Annotated in this window: 13 protein-coding genes and 1 pseudogene; 2 read left to right on the top strand and 12 right to left on the bottom strand. The window is 60.7% G+C overall.

Features of this window, described 5'->3' with window-relative positions; genetic code table 11:
- Positions 1-141 precede the first annotated feature (141 nt).
- A complete protein-coding gene (locus P12x_RS18165; protein WP_435005881.1) occupies positions 142-837 on the top strand; it encodes a class I SAM-dependent methyltransferase in 696 nt (231 codons plus the stop codon).
- Between the two features lie 52 nt (positions 838-889).
- Here the strand turns inward: P12x_RS18165 and P12x_RS18160 are convergent, their stop codons facing one another.
- From P12x_RS18160 to P12x_RS18120, 9 genes are all read right to left on the bottom strand, one after another.
- Positions 890-2026 (bottom strand): hypothetical protein, encoded by a 1137-nt coding sequence (locus P12x_RS18160; protein WP_435005880.1) that lies wholly within the window; start codon positions 2024-2026, stop codon positions 890-892.
- A 46-nt stretch (positions 2027-2072) separates the two neighbouring features.
- Complete coding sequence (locus tag P12x_RS18155; RefSeq protein ID WP_435005878.1) at positions 2073-2933, bottom strand: FkbM family methyltransferase; 861 nt, start codon at positions 2931-2933, stop codon at positions 2073-2075.
- Positions 2934-2985: 52 nt separating this feature from the next.
- Positions 2986-3744 (bottom strand): FkbM family methyltransferase, encoded by a 759-nt coding sequence (locus P12x_RS18150; RefSeq protein WP_435005877.1) that lies wholly within the window; start codon positions 3742-3744, stop codon positions 2986-2988.
- 264 nt (positions 3745-4008) lie between these two features.
- Positions 4009-5181, bottom strand: a complete 1173-nt coding sequence (locus tag P12x_RS18145; protein WP_435005875.1) for a DUF1574 family protein — start codon at positions 5179-5181, stop codon at positions 4009-4011.
- 13 nt (positions 5182-5194) lie between these two features.
- Positions 5195-6616, bottom strand: a complete 1422-nt coding sequence (locus P12x_RS18140; RefSeq protein ID WP_435005874.1) for an MBOAT family O-acyltransferase — start codon at positions 6614-6616, stop codon at positions 5195-5197.
- 174 nt (positions 6617-6790) lie between these two features.
- Complete coding sequence (locus tag P12x_RS18135; protein WP_435005872.1) at positions 6791-7927, bottom strand: glycosyltransferase family 4 protein; 1137 nt, start codon at positions 7925-7927, stop codon at positions 6791-6793.
- A gap of 79 nt (positions 7928-8006) precedes the next feature.
- Entirely contained in the window at positions 8007-9392 is a 1386-nt protein-coding gene (locus P12x_RS18130; RefSeq protein WP_435005871.1) for an MmgE/PrpD family protein, read from the bottom strand.
- A 77-nt stretch (positions 9393-9469) separates the two neighbouring features.
- On the bottom strand, positions 9470-11356 hold the full coding sequence (locus P12x_RS18125; protein WP_435005870.1) for an esterase/lipase family protein: 1887 nt from the start codon (positions 11354-11356) through the stop codon (positions 9470-9472).
- 222 nt (positions 11357-11578) lie between these two features.
- Entirely contained in the window at positions 11579-11998 is a 420-nt protein-coding gene (locus P12x_RS18120; protein WP_435005869.1) for a hypothetical protein, read from the bottom strand.
- Positions 11999-12356: 358 nt separating this feature from the next.
- On the opposite strand from P12x_RS18120, the gene P12x_RS18115 reads away from it, so the two are divergent.
- The gene (locus tag P12x_RS18115) at positions 12357-12779 is read left to right on the top strand and encodes a hypothetical protein (RefSeq protein WP_435011764.1); all 423 of its coding nucleotides are present in this window, start codon (positions 12357-12359) and stop codon (positions 12777-12779) included.
- A gap of 48 nt (positions 12780-12827) precedes the next feature.
- On the opposite strand, the pseudogene P12x_RS18110 reads toward P12x_RS18115, so the two are convergent.
- The 3 genes and pseudogenes from P12x_RS18110 to P12x_RS18100 all read right to left on the bottom strand — a co-directional run.
- Positions 12828-13226 (bottom strand): annotated as a pseudogene (locus P12x_RS18110) (glycosyltransferase); the annotation flags it as partial.
- A 663-nt stretch (positions 13227-13889) separates the two neighbouring features.
- Positions 13890-14765: an ABC transporter ATP-binding protein gene (locus tag P12x_RS18105; RefSeq protein WP_435005868.1), complete on the bottom strand. Its 876-nt coding sequence runs from the start codon at positions 14763-14765 to the stop codon at positions 13890-13892.
- Positions 14719-15609 carry an ABC transporter permease gene (locus P12x_RS18100; RefSeq protein ID WP_435005866.1) on the bottom strand — a complete coding sequence of 297 codons (891 nt, stop codon included), beginning with the start codon at positions 15607-15609 and terminating at the stop codon, positions 14719-14721. The genes P12x_RS18105 and P12x_RS18100 overlap by 47 nt, the downstream gene beginning before the upstream one ends.
- Positions 15610-15795 lie beyond the last annotated feature (186 nt).

Genomic DNA, 15795 nt, shown 5'->3' with positions numbered 1-15795 from the left:
AACGTCGAACAACGAGGCACCGAAGAAGCATAGGTCGCGGATGGCCAGTGAGTGAAGCAGAAGCGGCTTGACCACCGGGAAGGCTTTTCGTAGGTTCCGCCTGAATTGGAAAGTCCGCAGCTGAGTTCAGGGAGGAAACCGATGAGCGCTTCGTCGACGATCCAAGATGAGCTGAAGAAGATCAACTGGTTTCACCGGATCGATCTAGGTCAGGGAGTGACCACGCCGGGGATCGACGACACGAAGACCAAGCTGGATCAGGTCCGGCTGCCGGCCGATCTGGGCGGAAAGACTGTGCTGGACATCGGCGCCTGGGACGGCTTCTTCTCATTTGAATGCGAGAAGAGGGGAGCCAGCCGCGTCGTCGCCCTGGACGGGGGGGTCTGGCGAGTCGGCTCGATCGGCAAGGCGGGTTTCGAATTCGCCCGAAAGGTTTTGAAATCGAATGTCGAGGACGTCGAGATGGAGGTTTCCGAAATCTCGGTCGAGCGGCTCGGGCAGTTCGATCTCGTCCTCTTCCTCGGAGTTCTCTATCACCTACCCGATCCGGTCGGCTCTTTCCTGAAGGTCGCCTCGGTCGCGGCTCGCGAAATGATCATCGAGACTCACGTCGACTTGATGGAAGTCGATACCCCGGCCATTGCCTTCTACCCATTCGCGGAATGCGCCAAGGATGAGACGAACTGGTGCGGGCCCAACAAGGCGGCCGTCGAGGGGATGCTCCAACTCGCGGGATTCAAGACGATCCGCTCGTTCCCGATGACGCCGGTGGTTTACCCGACGATCGGCCGAAATCCCAAGCATTATGGAAGGATGGTCTTCCACGCCTCGCGCTAAGGTGCGGAAATGGCCGGCTCGATCGAGGGTCGGCCTTCATTTTCTGATCATCTCATCGGCGCAACTCGACGTCGCGTAATACGACGGTTCTCGACTCCTGGACGCTCTCGTGAGGGACCGTGACCTGCCGCTTCCGATAGGTGGGCAAGTAGGACCAGCGTGGGAGCGATCCCGCCCCTTCCTGCTTCCGTCGCAGGATCTCGCCAATTTCCGCCGAGAAGTTGGTTGCTCCCTCGAAGGAGAGATGATTGATGTCGATGAAGACGTCGGCTTCAAACTTCGACTTCCGGGCATCGATGACATCCATGCCCGGATACCGGTCCAGCATCACTCGCACGAACTTCTCGTGTTCCGCGTCGAAGCCCACCTCCTCGAGCCTCTGTTGCAAGGCAGGCATGTAGGGCGGCAGGAGGAGGACCACCTTGATTCCATGATCGGTCGCCAGTTTCATGAATCGGTCGACATAGAAACGATTCAACGGGGTCCAGTCCACCTTCCCGAAAAGCTCGGCGATCTTGGCGTCAAGGCTGACGTTCGGATCATGCCGGTACTCGTTGATTTCGAGGCCCAGATTAGACGCCCAGTGGCGAGTTGCGATCTGGTTTCCTAGCGCCATATCGCCGCGGAAGCCCCTCAAGGATTGCAGGATTTCCGCCCGGATCGACTCGCGATACCGAACCGAGGGGAGCGTCTTCCGGGCCACCAGGTTGGCAAACAGTTTCGAATCCCCGGCCTGCCAGGCCATGTCCATGCAGTCTCGATAGTTCACGAGTAGCGGCCAGTGCGTGATATTGCTCCAGGGATCGGAAGACAATAAACATGGGAAGAAATCAACGATGACGAATTTGGGCCGCGAGCCGGAAGCGAGGGCTTCGCGAAGGAGGAAATAGCTGGCCGGAGCTTGCGCGCCGGCGATCGCGAAGTTGTAACCCTTCAGGCCTGTCCGTTCGCGAATGACTCGGGGTGAAAAACCGTTTTTGATCAGGCTATCGCCGAATGCGAGCAGTCCGGCATTCTTGACCTTCCTCGCGGCCAGTTTCCGTCCGTTCTCATATCCCCAGAGGCTTGCGCCCATGTAGTCGGCTCGGTGACGGGCGAGGAACCACTCGACTCCCAGGATCAGGATCATCGACCCGAGGAACCCCAGGGGGATCCGCCCCCACCACGAATTCCGTAGCGAGCTGTTCACGAGATCGTCCCAAGTGAGTGGATAAAGTATCGAAAGACCGGGCTCCTCAACCTGCCCGACGGCCGAACCGATGGACGACCGACCTGAGCCGGCCGGCCAGATCTCGCGACTTCGGACGAACCCTGAGCCTGTCAAGCTCGGCGATCGCCGTGTCCCGCTCTTCCCTCAGATTGCAGAGCAGTCGAACGATCTCATGGGGGATGAAATTATCGAGGACGTTCACCGTTGCGGCGAATGATGGGATCAGGCCTTCATCCTCCTCGCGGACGAAGAATCGGTTCAACCCATCGAAAGCCACATGGCGATACGCATACCCTTGCAGGACGGGTTCCCAGGCTTCAGGCCAGGAGTTCTCGATCACCAGAACTCTGGGTCGCCAGCGTCGGAAGTCGCCACCGAGGAGGACTTCCCGCTCGAATCCTTCTGCATCGATCTTGAGGAAATCAATCGGCTCGCTGACATGGTCCTCGCAGACCTTGGCCAGGGTCGTCACAGGGACCGGACGTTCGATCATCGAGACGCTTTGTCCTCGGTAATGTTCGGCGAGTTCCGGCCTGAAGGTCGACCAGCCATGGTAGACATTCGACTCGTAAAAGGTCAAAGTCCCTTCGTTATCCGCGAGCCCGACGTTGAGGTTGACATCCTCAGGTCGGTCTTCGACGAGCCGGGTGTGGAGGATGGGCGAAGGCTCGATGTTGATCCCTCTCCAGCCTCGATCGTAGAAGAGCTTCGTCACCGAATGGAAGATCGGGTGATTGGCCCCGACGTCGATGTAGAGGCCTCGGGCCTCTCGGAAGACACGAGCGAGCAGGATGTCCTCGTAATTCTGGGCGTAGGAGACTACTTTGCCCAGCGCGTCTCCCAGGCCCATCCAATGCATCGTCAGACCGTCATCCTTCGCCGACATCGATTCTCCTCCCCACCGTCGTTATCGCAGCCAGCGGGCGAAGGACCTCACCTCAGGAGGCCCGTGCAACCAGGGTGCGGGTCTGCTCGTGCTGCGACCTCTCCTGATCGAGCAACCATCGGAGGTCCTTGATCTGCTGGGTATATTCGTAAAGTTCGAAATTGTCGTTCACCAGGCTGACGGGAGCGGCCAATGCGGGGATCAGGTCGCGATCCTCCTCGCGGACGAAGTAATGGTTGACGCCGTCGTTGACCGCGTGCAAGTAGCCTGAGGCTAGCAAGGTCGCCTGGTAATGCTCACGCTCCCCCTCGGCCAGGACGATTCGGGGACGCCATCGGGAGAAGTCGCCCCCGTCGATTACCTCGCGTTCGTGCCCTTCGACATCGATCTTGAGGAAGTCAATCGGGCCCCGAACGTGCGCTTCGCAGATCTGCTTGAGCGTGAGGATGGGGACCTTCCGCTCGACGAACTTCCAACCCTCGCGACTATTCCAGTCACGCGACCATTCCCGATTGAAGGTCGAGATCCCGAGCGAATCCGGAGCCTCGAAGAAGGTCAACTCGCCCGCGATGTTCGAGAGCCCGATGTTGAGGTTGAGATCCTCAACGCGCTCGGACTCGATCAGCCCGAAAAAGGTCGAGCCCGGTTCGATGTTGATCCCGCGCCAGCCTCGGTCATAAAAGTTCTTCGTGACCGAGTGTCCGGTCGGATGAGCCGCGCCCACGTCGATGTAGAAGCCGTCGTCCCGCCCCTTGAATGCGCGGTTGAGGATTACGTCTTCGAAGTTCTGTGCATACGAGATAAATTTCATGGCTCGCCTGCATTCCGGGATTAGGTTTCGATCGACAATCGACTCGGTTTGCTCGGGTAAGACCGATCCTATTTCGGTAAATTAAAGAGGTCCGAAGCTCAGCCGGCAATCTGGGGATCATCGACCGTGACTCGCGTCAATTGTTCGCCCGAGTCGCCGAAGGCTAGCATCCCCGGGAATCTTGAGGGACTCCGAGAATCGAAGACCTCCGCGATCGATCCACTCGCGAGTGCTCCACTGCCAGATCCGTTTTGTCCGCTCGCCTCATCGATGGACGTCCTTTCGATCCCCGGTCAATCGGACCGAACGAGCCTGGATCGCCCGTCCCGACTGCTCCACATCTTCAATCGGCAGGTCGAGAACACCGGCTCGACCTATCCCGGCCATGACCCATCGGGGCGATGGGGCCGTCGGGGTCGATTCGAGGATCGCATCGGCGACCATGGTACTGAGCCGCATGGCCCCTCGACGATTGACGTGAATACCGTCCATGAACTGCTCGGGATCGAAGCCGGAGCGGCGGGCATCGAGGATGGCAACCTCGGGGAACTTCCCCTGCACCTCTCGGACGAACCGCGTGTAATCGGCGTCAAATCCCGAATTCTCCGTCCTCGTCTGGACGTCGGGATGGATCGGGGGGAGTAGCCAGTAGACCGCAACATTGTTCGATCGGGCCAAGGTGAGGAACCGGTCGAGGTAAAAGAGATTTACTCGGTGGGGAGACCATCGCGAGTAAAGCGTATTGTTCCACTCGTCGAGGTTCAGTTTCGGAGGAGGTCCATCGGCGAATAGTTGTGCCCCATCGTTCACCTTCCAGTTCCGGCGATATCTGGGAATCTCCGCGCGTCGCGAGCTATTCTCACCCCGGAGCGAGGCCCGGAAGGAGGCCCGAATCTCATGTCGAACCTGATAGCTCGACAGGAATTCGGCCAGGAAGGTTGAGGTGAAAAAATCAGGATCACGCATCGAAAATGACAGATCCAGCAACTCGCCCGGCGAGAGCAACTCCGCCCAGAGCGTCTCGTTGGCCATCGGGCCCTGGGCGAGCATATGTGGCGTGAGTTCGAGGATCACGACGGTAGGTTTCGCCCCTGCCCTGAGAGCTCGCCGGAGCATGAAGTAGCTCGACGAAGTCTGCCCGGTATGCAAGGCGAAGTTGTAAGCCGACTTTCCCGAGCGTTCCTTGAGAACGCGCGGCATGATCCCGAACTTGGCCAGGCTATCCCCAAAAATCAGGAGATCCTTATCGAACACCCGATCCGTTCGAGTGGCGGTCTTGCCCGTCACTCGCCAATCCCAATGCATGGGAGTGGTGAATGCGAGGTCGTGGCCGGCAAGCGTCCACTCAATCGCGGCGACCAGCCCGATCATCCCCAGGAATCCCCAGGGTGGGATCCCGAGGGAACGCGAGCCCACCCCATCGCGTCTTCCGGACATGGACGCGATCCCCTCAGAACTGGAAATAGATGAACTGCCCGCCGCCGAACTCGCCGGCCAGGATGAACGCGTAGAAGCAGAGCGTGTAGAAGACGCTCCGGACATACCAGGGCGTCCTGGCGATGATGTCGAGATCCTTGCTGACAAACTGGAGGAACTGGACCAGGAAGAGTGGCAGGATCGTGAGGACGATCGGCAGAATGTAGCTCGACGCGGGAATCGCGGGTCGATAAGCGATCGCCTCCAGCATACCCACGAGTTGCTCGATCGAGCCGGCTCGGAAGATTAACCAGCCGAGGCAAACCATGTGAAAGGTGGCGATGATGCGTACGGCCTTCCAGCAAGCCGCGTCGATGGGAGTGGTCGGCTCGACCTTCGCGAGGAGTGGTTTCGCCAGCCGGTGCCCGACCAGGATCAAGCCCTGGTAGAAGCCCCAGAGGATGAACGTCCAGGCCGCGCCGTGCCAGAGTCCGCCGATGATCATGGTGAGCATCAGGTTCCGGTATGTCAGGAATGTACCACCCCGGCTCCCGCCCAGGGGGATGTACAGGTAATCTTGAAGCCACTTCGAGAGGCTGATGTGCCATCGGCCCCAGAAATCTTGAGGACTCGTGGCGAAGTAAGGAAGGTTGAAGTTCAGGGCGAGCTCGATCCCAAGACACTTCGCGATCCCGCGAGCGGCATCCGTGTAACCCGAGAAATCGCAGTAAATCTGGAAAGCGAACGCGTAAATCGCCAGGAGAGCGAGCCCCCCGTCGATCGTCTGCCATCGGCCGAAGAGGTCGTTCACGATCGGTGCCAGATTATCGGCCACGACGACCTTCTTCGTCAGGCCCCAGAAGATCAGGTAAGCCCCCTGATAGAATTGATCGAGGTTGAATTTCCTGGGCGACTGGATCTGAGGGAGCAGCGTCGTCGGCCGCATGATCGGCCCGGCCACGAGATGAGGGAAGAACGAGACGAACGTGGCGAATTCGAGGAGGTTCCTCGTCGGCTTGATGTCCTTCCGGTAGACGTCGATCACATAGCTCATCGACTGGAAGGTGTAGAACGAGATGCCGATGGGCAGGATGACCTCGATGTGCCAGAGCGGGACATCCATGCCGGCCTTGGCCAGGGCCAGCTTGAGCGACTCGGCGAAGAAGTTCACGTATTTGAAGTAACCGAGCATGCCGAGATTCAAGGCCATGCTCAAGATCACGAACAACTTCCGCTTGCGGGGGGCCTCGATCCGGTCGACCGCCAGTCCGCAGGCATAATCCATCAGGGTCGAGAGAACGAGGAGGACGAGGAATTTCGGCTCCCAGCAAGCGTAAAAGTAATAGCCCGCCAGGAGCAGGAGGAGGTTCTGAGCCGTCTTGTAGCGGCGGATGGCCCAGTAGGCCGGGAACAGGATCGCGAAAAAATATGCGAACTGAAATGTGTTGAAAAGCATGCCTCGCCCTCTTCCTTGAGAACGTCGGAGTCGTTGCGGGCCTTCTCAGATCCCGGTTTAGGGGCATTCGGGAGGATGGATCGAATCCAGCGAACCGCTTTCGCGTGATTTCGAGTTCGATTCACCCTTGAATATCGGAAATCCAACCATTGCCGATTGAACAATGAAAGCGACTCAGGCGGCTCGGTGAGTCGGTCGTCCAGGACTCAGGCGAGATCGACGATGGGCCTCCAGGAGCTTTGACGCCACATGCTCCCAGGAGTAGAGCCGATCGAGCGGCTCGCGCGGGATCTCGATCGGCCCCTCGGCCTGCAGGGCCCTCCAGGCGTCGTCGACGGTGGAGGCGTCGCAGGGGTCGAAGAGGTGGAGCCCGGGGGAGTCGAACTCCCGGATCGAGCTGTTGCCGCTGGCCAGGGTGGGCGTCCCGTGGCGGAGGGCGTCGAGGACGGGGAATCCGAAGCCCTCATAGAGGGAGGGGTAGATCGACCACCCGGCGGTCCGGTAGAGCTTGCAGAGGGCCTGGTCGCTCACCACGCCCAGGAAACGGACCTGACGTCCCGATCCCTTCAACTTCTTCAACTCGCGGCGCGAGGTCAGCCAGCCGAGCGGGCCGACCCACCAGAGTTCGGCGTCATCAGGTAAGGTTTTGGAAGACTGGAACCACTCGAAGAGGAACCGCGCGTTCTTCCTCGGTTCGAGGGTGGAGACCACCAGTCCTACGTTTTGCCGTCGACGGACCTTGCCCGAATGTTCATGGCGGCCGATGCAGAGGCTAGGACCCGAGTGGGCCACCACGACTCGATTCGGATCCATATGCGAGAGCCAGGCGGCGTCCGCCTTGGTGGAGTGGGATACCGCGATTGCCAGGTCCGACAGGGGCAAAGCCTTCGAGAAGAAGCCTCCGAACATCCGGCGAGTGGATTCGAGATGCGTGTGCGGGACGGTATACGGGCTGAAGTCGTGGAGGACGCTCACCTCGAACGGGAAGTTCCGATGGAGAGGCCGGAGTGTGCAATAAAGACCGATACTCCCATCGGGCCCAGGGGCCAGAGGTTGCCTCTTGCTCCGCCAGACCCGACGCGACCAGCGGGCGAGATCCTGGCCCGGCGACCAATCCAGATCGCCCGGAGCCAGCAGTTCTTCCCCCTCGGAGAAGAACCGAATCGGGACGCGAGAGGCCAGGGCCATCGTCAACCTGGCCGTATATCGCGAAAGCCCGGTGAGACGGCTATACGAGAACGGACCGGCATCGACGAAGACGCTCGTATTGTTCTGATCAATCTCTGATCCGGCCTGATCCATCAAGCCCATGAGCCGACTCCCGACTCCACACGCGGGGTGATCCCCCGCGTCGGGTCGGGCGAAGAATTAACCCACTTTGCAAAAAGGGTCAATCGCAATCGACGATTCGGGGCCGAGCGACGATGAGCGAGATCGCCTCGTGAGGCTTCGGATCGTCGACCAGCCTGGCGACTCTTTCTCGGACCTGATCAGCCCGCTCGCGACCGATCGCCGGATCGGCCAGGCCGTGGAACTTCACGGCGAGTTGGTCGTCGGTCAGTGGATTCTTGTCATGACCGGGCGGGAAGGCCATCTCACGGACAACCGTCGATCCATCATCGAGGGTCACGGTCACTCGATTGGGGATGCCGTTGGGATACCCCGCAGTCAGCGCCGGGTCTTCGATCACGGTCGTCCTGGAAACGAGGTCCAGCAGTGCAGGGTCGGAGAGCCGGGCTTCGGAAAATTGATCGGCGGAGACCTCGCCGTCCACGAGGGCCACCGCTGTGCAATAAGGGAGGCTGTGGTCGGCCGTCTCTCGTGTCCGGGGTCGCCACTTCTCGGGATCCTGACCGATGATCTCGACGGCCGTACGGAAGGTGGCGATCTCGATCGACCGAATCCGCGAAGGGTCGCCGATCTCGGGACGCATCTCGAACGCGGCGGCGATGGCAGACTGGCTGTGGTATTCGGCCGGGACGAACTTGATCGAGGTCTTTGGGAGCATCCAGTCCGACGCGGCAGGACCTCCGAGCTGGGCAACTTCGAATGGCCCGGAGACTTGCTGCCAGAATCCCATGTCCCCTTCGAACAAAGGCGCCGGGCCGGTCATCCCTTCGCGGGCCAGGAGCGCGGCGAAGACGCCATTTCGGGCCGCGTGGGCGAAAGCACAGCCCTTCCACATCGAAAGCTCGCCCGCCCTGGTCAATCGAAGCGCCGCCGAGGTCGTCCCCGCGATCCCCAGCGCGTGGACCGTCTGAGCGTGGTCGAGACCCATCAACTTCGAGGAAGCCAGGGCCGTCGATAGGGCCCCGTAGGTCACGTGATCCCAGCCCCGAGCCCGGATGCTCGCCGCGTCGGCCAGGCGGCACTGTACCTCGTAAGCCACGGCCGCCGCCGCGATCCAGGCCCGGCCATCGGCCCCGACGTGCTCACCCACCGACATCACCGCAGCCCAGTTGTCGCTCGGGTGTGCGGGTTCGAGCGAGAGATAGGTGTCGTTGCAGTCGAGGTAGCGAATATGGACCCCATTGGCGAACGCCCCCCAGTCGGGGGTGGATCGGCCACCGCCGATGAGGGAGGCTCCTGGGTCCGATCGCATCCCGCCGGCAACGTTTCGTGCGATCGTCGGAGCCGGTTCCCCGAGGGCTCCTGCGGCGCAACCGAACGCGTCCAGGAGCCTTCGTCGTGCCTCGACGACGACCGCCTCGGGGAGGTGTTCATACCGCGTGGCCAGGGAGAACGCCGCCAGTCGGTCGGCCAGGGTCTCGATCATCGTCGGGAGGGCTCCGTCAGGGGTGAATTGGCGGCATCATAACCGCAGAGCCCTGAGTCGTCCAACCCTCCGATCGATCACTCCAGGGTCCGGCCCATCGGCGCTGCCGCCGTCTGGGGGACGATCCCGACGTGTTCGAGCAAGATCCGATGCACTTCCATGATCGCGAACGGATTGTTCTGGACCCCATGGTCGGACTGGACGACCAGCTCCGATTTCGCCCCATCGAAATGCGAGCTCAGATAGGAAACCACGCCGTCGGTCGTGTTTTGCTTCCCCTCGGGGCGTAGCGAGCCGATGATCGAATGGAACTCGACGTTCTCACCGGGCCTCATCGCCAGGAGCGCCTTGAGATAGGGCGAGTCGGGATCGAGAGTGTCGATGCTGGTTGGCAGCCTCCGGAATCGCCGAGGGAAGGCGTCCGAATTATCTCGGACCAGACGCGCGAGCAGTTCATTAATATGGTCGGGCTCGCTGATGAGATTGGAACTGATCCGACCGACCACACCCCGGCTCATCTCCGATCCTCGGTGAGGCGTGGCGAGGAAGACGACGCGTCGGACGAAAGGGTGTGCGTCGAAGAACATGAACCGCTTCAACGACGCGAGGACCTCGGGAGGGCCCTTGATCTGGGGGAAGGGGACGTAGGTATTCAACTCCCAGAATTTCTCGTCGCTGTTCGAGGCGACCGCATGGCTGAGGAGGCCGCCCATGCTGTGACCGAGCAAGATCATCCGATGGAAGGCCGGATCGGGAGAACCATCCTCGAGACGAAAAGTGGTCTCGGCCGCGCCCAGGGTCTCGCGAAGCCCGGCGGCGGCGATGGGAATCGGGATGCCGGTCGGGTACAGATACAGCATGAATTGATATCGTTCCTGGATGCGAGGATCGCGCAAGAGGTCATTGACCATAGCGACCCAGGCCAGGGGAGACGAGGCGAGGCCGTGGACCATGACGACCGGGATCTTGCCCGGCTCATAAGGTCGGATCAGCCTCAGGCCCGCGCGTCCGGCGGCGGGACCCGGTCGGAGTAGTCCGGTCCATCGGTAATGGTTAAGCTCGGCCCTCGACCACATGTAGGCCAGCGGCGTGGTCAGGTCGCTTTCGATCGGCATCGGCGGCAAACCGACGGTCCTCGTCCGGAGCGGATCGACCAGTTCGAGACTCAGTTCGCGGGGCAAATCCCCGCCTCCGTCATCTCGGAGCCGAGACGCCGGGACGAGGAACGCGGTCAGGGGGAATGCCATCTCCCTGGGATAGAACGCTTCGACCCCTTCGGCGTTCTTATCGGAGATCCGGACGGCAATGAGCGGTACTCCCAGTCCGTACTGATAGTTCAGGGTGGGAAGCCCGGAGACGTCGAACGCCGAGGCGAGATAAACCTGGTCGATGTCGTCAACGCTCCAGGGTGAGTTCCGGAGCACAATCTTGAAAATCTGCTCCTTGCCGCGGATTTTCAGGCTGAAATCCTCACCGGCCTCGATCTTGACGCCGTTGGACTGGGCCTCTCGGACGAGGTGGTCGAGCGAGCCATTGTAGAGGTCGCAAGCCAGTCGGTATCGAGGATCGGAGGGCTGCCGAGCAATGGCCAGCTCGGGAGCAAACAGATAGTCATAAGCATAAGAAAGAGCATCCAAAGCCCGATCGTTGGACTCGCCCCGATGCCGTCGATCCGTCTTCCGAGATTCGATCCAGGACAACTCGGCCAGGGCATAGACCAGATCGGGTTCTGGGTGGGCCCGAGCTTGCTGGGCCAGGGTCTCCAGGACACTCGAAGGATCTCGTCGATATTTCGAGTCCAGGGCGAACCGCTTCAGAGTCTCGATAGTCCGGTCGCTCGGACGGTCCAGACCCGCCAGGCTCCGCTGGATCGAGGAGTGAGATTTGTCACCCCGATTCGGGGAGACGGCCACATCGGTCCAGGTCACCAGGGCTAGCGCGATCGAGAGTGAGGCCGTGATCATGGTCGGGTCACTCCATCGACCCTGGAGGGCTGTCGTGATCCTCACGCCACCCACGAGGATTCACACGCGGCATCATACGAAGGTCGGCTGTCGGGTCAACCCCGTGAAGGAAGCAACCGCGAAAAGTCCCAACCGTACAAAACGAGGGAGAAGTCCGAGATCTATTGTCCCGCTCGACTGTCCGGCCCGTCGTCGTTCCTGAGCGGATTCAACAACCCAGAATCACCCGACCCGTGAACGCTCAACGACCCCGACGCGACGGCTCCCCGACTCCTCGCGGGATTCGTCGACGATCGAGAGGCCGGTCCCGCCAATCCTCGACGGATCGAGCAGTTCAAGTTCGAGCCGTTCGACCTGGGCCTGGAGTCGGAAGACCTCTCGACTCAGTCCGTTCATCACCAGGTCCATCTCGGTGGCAAGCGAGTCCGCCGAATCCTCGGCCCGCTCCAGGGTGGCCTCGATCCGTTCGAGCCGCCTACCGGAAATGGCGAGCGCCTCGACGAGAGTCGGCATCATCCGGGCATTGACCGTCCCCGCGATGACGGCGGAAAGATGCGCGTCGAATCGCGCCATCAGGGGGCGGCGCAAGAATGACGTCGAATTCCAAAGTCCCTTGAGTATCCTTTTGATGATCCGCTTCATGGTTCGGTCACCTCGACCTGTGGGCTGTCTCGCTCGTCGATCTCGCGAAACCTGGAATGTGGCTTGAACCCAAGGTGAATCGATGGCCATCGGACCGTCGTCGCCGGGACAGGCTACCGCGCCACTCATCGGCGACCTGATCGATCAGGCCGCGGAGTAGCGCGCCTGAACTCAACGGTTCGATATTTTCCCGGTCGGGATCCGAGGCATCACGAGGGGGGGCTTCGATGATCCGGCCAGTAAATTCCGGCAGAGCAGAACGCACCTTGAGCCCGTGGGCAGGGGAGGCAATGACGACCAGCGATCCGGTCTCGAAGATCGCCCGGAGTCGGATCAAACCTCCGTCCAGGCCCGCCGTTTGATTCTGAGATTCGAGATCATCAAGCCAGTCGAACTTCTCAAAAATGACAAGGCCGGGTCGGATCGACAGGTGGCGCAGGACAGCGTCGAGGTCGGGCGAACCTCCGAGCCGGTGGACGACTGTATGGTAGCCAAGAATCGAGTTGTTTCGCTCGAAGAGCCGGGCATCGAAAGCGCCGAATTCGACGGGAAGCCCATCGATCTGAGGAGACCGGACCGGTTCCAGATAGAGGTCGATGGAATAAACCTCGGACCACTCGGGAGGTATCCGCGCGGTGGGATCGAACCGGAAATTCTCATCGAGAGAACCGTCGACGAAGACTGCAATTCGGGGACGCGCACGATGTCCTCGATCGAAGCGATGCTGGGCCGCCGCAGGGGCCCTGATGCCTCCCAACACTTCGAGGACCGAGTCCAATAGCGGATCGATCGCGAAGTCGAGCGAACGGACTCGAGATCTTCGCCGGAGTTCCCCCTCGAGCAAAGGATCATGAACCAGTTTATCGATCGCATCCGAGATTGTCGAAGGATCGGAGGACTGGATGAGAAGCCCGGCCCCCCCCAAAATCTCCTCACTCGCGATCGATTGCACCGTCAACACCGGCGCTCCGCATCTCATTGCCTCGATCAGGGCGAGAGGGGATGCCCCGCTGGTCGAAGCGTCGAGAAAGGCCAAACATCGACCGTACAAAGTGGCGAGCAACGCATCGGAAGGATCGTCGACCAGTACCAAGCCCTCCTGGGCTCCCCCCTCCCTGAGGAAGGAGCGGACCCAGTCCGGGTCGGCCAGATGGCCGGTGATGACAAGTTGTAGGCCTTCTCGCAGACCAAGAGATAGCCGACGATATCCATCGAGGACCGTCCTCATTTCGCTCCCTGAGCGACCGATCGAAGGGCAGGTCAGCAAGAAGGGTCCGCGGATACCCAACCGACCCAGTTCTTCGCCGGAGATCCGGGTCATCGACTCGGGAGGCCCGAACGGTGAGTCGGCCGCCAGGCCGATCATCGAGACACGGTGTTCGGGCAGACCGAGACGCCTACGTGCTTCCGAGGCGACGGATTCCGATACGGCGAGCAATGCATCGTGCCGTGAGAGTGGGAGCGATGCTCGATCATAGCGGCAGTTCGATGACAATTCATGGAGGATTGATGCGACTCGCGGGCCGTTCAACGGCGATTCGGGGGGAACTCCCCCGTAGGCGGGGTCGAAGGGATCGAGCAGCAGAAGCCAGTCGAGACCGTCCGGATTTCGGTCCAGGAGTTGACGCATCGCGGATCGTCGAGGATTGCTCAAACTGTGAGCTGGGGCGAGAGGGACACGCTCTGCATTGCGGGAGGACGGGACCTGGTCGGTTGGCAATCCTTCGTGCGTATAGAGCACGTAGAAGTTCTTCCTGTCGCGGGACACGAGCGACCGCGCCAGTTGCCGACCAAATCGGCTGGCTTCGCGGTGGCCGGATCCTGGGGACTGGGCCCCGAGCATGTCGATGCCGATCAACACGTGCCAGACCCTCCGGATCGTGGTCGTTTCTCAGGCCGGTACCGCATTCGCGTATTGCTCGATCTTCGCCGCGGACGCGGCCTTGGCGTCGATCGCTTGAGTGAACAGGAGATACTGGGTGATCGCCTCGGAGATCGGCGCATCGGCCCGGACCCGCCCCTCGTGCATCCAGATTCCCCGGGTGCACATCTTGTGGAGCGATCCGAGGTCGTGCGAAACGATGACGACCAGGTTGGATCGTTCCAGCAAGGACTTGATCCGTTCCTTGGCCCGGTCGACGAAGATCACGTCGCCGGCCCCGAGCGATTCGTCGATCAGTAAGATTTCAGGGTCGACCTCGGTGGCGATCGCAAAGGCGAGGCGAGCATACATGCCGCTCGAATAATACTTCAGCGGCAAATCGGCGAACTCACGAAGTCCGGTGAATTCGTAAATCCCATCGATCTTCTTGCGCATCTCGCGCGGCTTGATCCCCAGCATCGCCCCATTGAGCATGATGTTGTCGTGACCGGAAAGTTCCGGGTTGAAGCCGGCTCCCATCTCGATCAGCGGCGCGACCGTACCGCGAACCATCAAGTGACCGGTCGTGGGGGTATAGATCCTGGCCAGGAGCCGGAGCAGAGTACTCTTGCCCGCCCCGTTGAATCCCAGTATCCCGATCCTCTCCCCCTTGGCCATCTGAAGATTGACGTCGCGAAGGGCCCAGAATTCGTTCGAGACCGGAGGAGCCTGCCGCTGGAGCAACAGGTCGAGGGCCGATCTCTTGAACGAGTATTGCTTGTCGGTGTACGTGACGAATCGGAGTGAGACATCACGTAGCTCGACCAGCGTCTGGGCTTTCCCACCGACGGCCGAAGCATCAGAGCCGGAAGACCAGCTTGTTTTCGTGGGACTTGAAAGTGACATATCCGATCCCCAGGCTCACCGAGGCGATGCCGGCGGCCACCAAGAACATGGTCAGACTCGGCCACTGGCCGTCTCGAATGATGACCTGAAACATCCGAATGAACGGATAGGCCGGGTTCAGCCAGCATCGGGCTTCCATCGCTGGTGATAGTGCCCCTCGACCTTCGATTCCCGGATGTCCCCAAATGATCGGCGTCGCGAAATACCAGGCCTGGAGGACGACAACGACCAGATGGCCCGTATCCCTGAAGAAGGTGTTGGCCACCGCCAGGACAAGGCCAAGGCCCAGGGCGAAGACCGCAAATAGGAGTGTCACCAGCGGAAGGAGAGTCATCGCTGGTGTGAATTTCGCCCCGAACAGGGCCACGAGAAAATAGAGGGCCACCAGCGAGAGCACGAATGTCGTGAGGTTGATGAGCACCTTGGAAATCGGGAAGATCAGCTTGGGGACGTAAATCTTCCGGATCAAGCCTTCGTTGGCCACGATGCAGTTGGAACAGTCGGTGAGGCTACCAGCGAAGAGAGACCAGGACACCTGCCCGGCAAACAGGTAGATCGCGAATTCCTTCCAGTCCAGCTGGCCAAAGACCTGAGAGAAGACCATCGTGAGGGTGGCCATCATCAGGATCGGGTTTAATAGGGTCCAGAAGAACCCCAGGACCGAGCGGTGGTAACGGATCCTCAGATCCTGAGTGACCATGTTCTGAATGACCGGCCAGAACCGGATCAATTCGCGAGCATCACCCCGGAGAACACCCCACCATCGTGCCGGACCATTGAGTGGGGCCGGATTGGGGAAATACTCGGTGTGGGGGATCGATGGCCTGGTCCGAACGTCTTTCATCGTGCCTCATCCATGAGACTCGTCGCGCGGCGTCCCTGGACGGCCGGCTTGCGGCCCGGCCAACGACGGCGAGGGATCTTAACCCGGTTCCGCTTTGGCGAGAAGTCCAAAGCTGGACTCGCGGACGACACGCTTTCGAATGCGATGCACTAAAGGTATTATCGGCCCCGAAAGCCAACCTGCTGA

It is taken from the genome of Tundrisphaera lichenicola, assembly GCF_051175385.1.
Lineage (GTDB): Bacteria > Planctomycetota > Planctomycetia > Isosphaerales > Isosphaeraceae > Tundrisphaera > Tundrisphaera lichenicola.
This window is presented reverse-complemented; position numbering and strand designations above follow the sequence as displayed.

Bases quoted from the DNA above. Each gene is read 5' to 3' on its own strand.
- P12x_RS18155 (WP_435005878.1), bottom strand. From the start codon at position 2,933: ATGTCGGCGAAGGATGACGGTCTGACGATGCATTGGATGGGCCTGGGA.
- P12x_RS18100 (WP_435005866.1), bottom strand. From the start codon at position 15,609: ATGAAAGACGTTCGGACCAGGCCATCGATCCCCCACACCGAGTATTTC.
- P12x_RS18140 (WP_435005874.1), bottom strand. From the start codon at position 6,616: ATGCTTTTCAACACATTTCAGTTCGCATATTTTTTCGCGATCCTGTTC.
- P12x_RS18105 (WP_435005868.1), bottom strand. From the start codon at position 14,765: ATGTCACTTTCAAGTCCCACGAAAACAAGCTGGTCTTCCGGCTCTGAT.
- P12x_RS18130 (WP_435005871.1), bottom strand. From the start codon at position 9,392: ATGATCGAGACCCTGGCCGACCGACTGGCGGCGTTCTCCCTGGCCACG.
- P12x_RS18150 (WP_435005877.1), bottom strand. From the start codon at position 3,744: ATGAAATTTATCTCGTATGCACAGAACTTCGAAGACGTAATCCTCAAC.
- P12x_RS18125 (WP_435005870.1), bottom strand. From the start codon at position 11,356: ATGATCACGGCCTCACTCTCGATCGCGCTAGCCCTGGTGACCTGGACC.
- P12x_RS18165 (WP_435005881.1), top strand. From the start codon at position 142: ATGAGCGCTTCGTCGACGATCCAAGATGAGCTGAAGAAGATCAACTGG.
- P12x_RS18145 (WP_435005875.1), bottom strand. From the start codon at position 5,181: ATGTCCGGAAGACGCGATGGGGTGGGCTCGCGTTCCCTCGGGATCCCA.
- P12x_RS18135 (WP_435005872.1), bottom strand. From the start codon at position 7,927: ATGGGCTTGATGGATCAGGCCGGATCAGAGATTGATCAGAACAATACG.
- P12x_RS18120 (WP_435005869.1), bottom strand. From the start codon at position 11,998: ATGAAGCGGATCATCAAAAGGATACTCAAGGGACTTTGGAATTCGACG.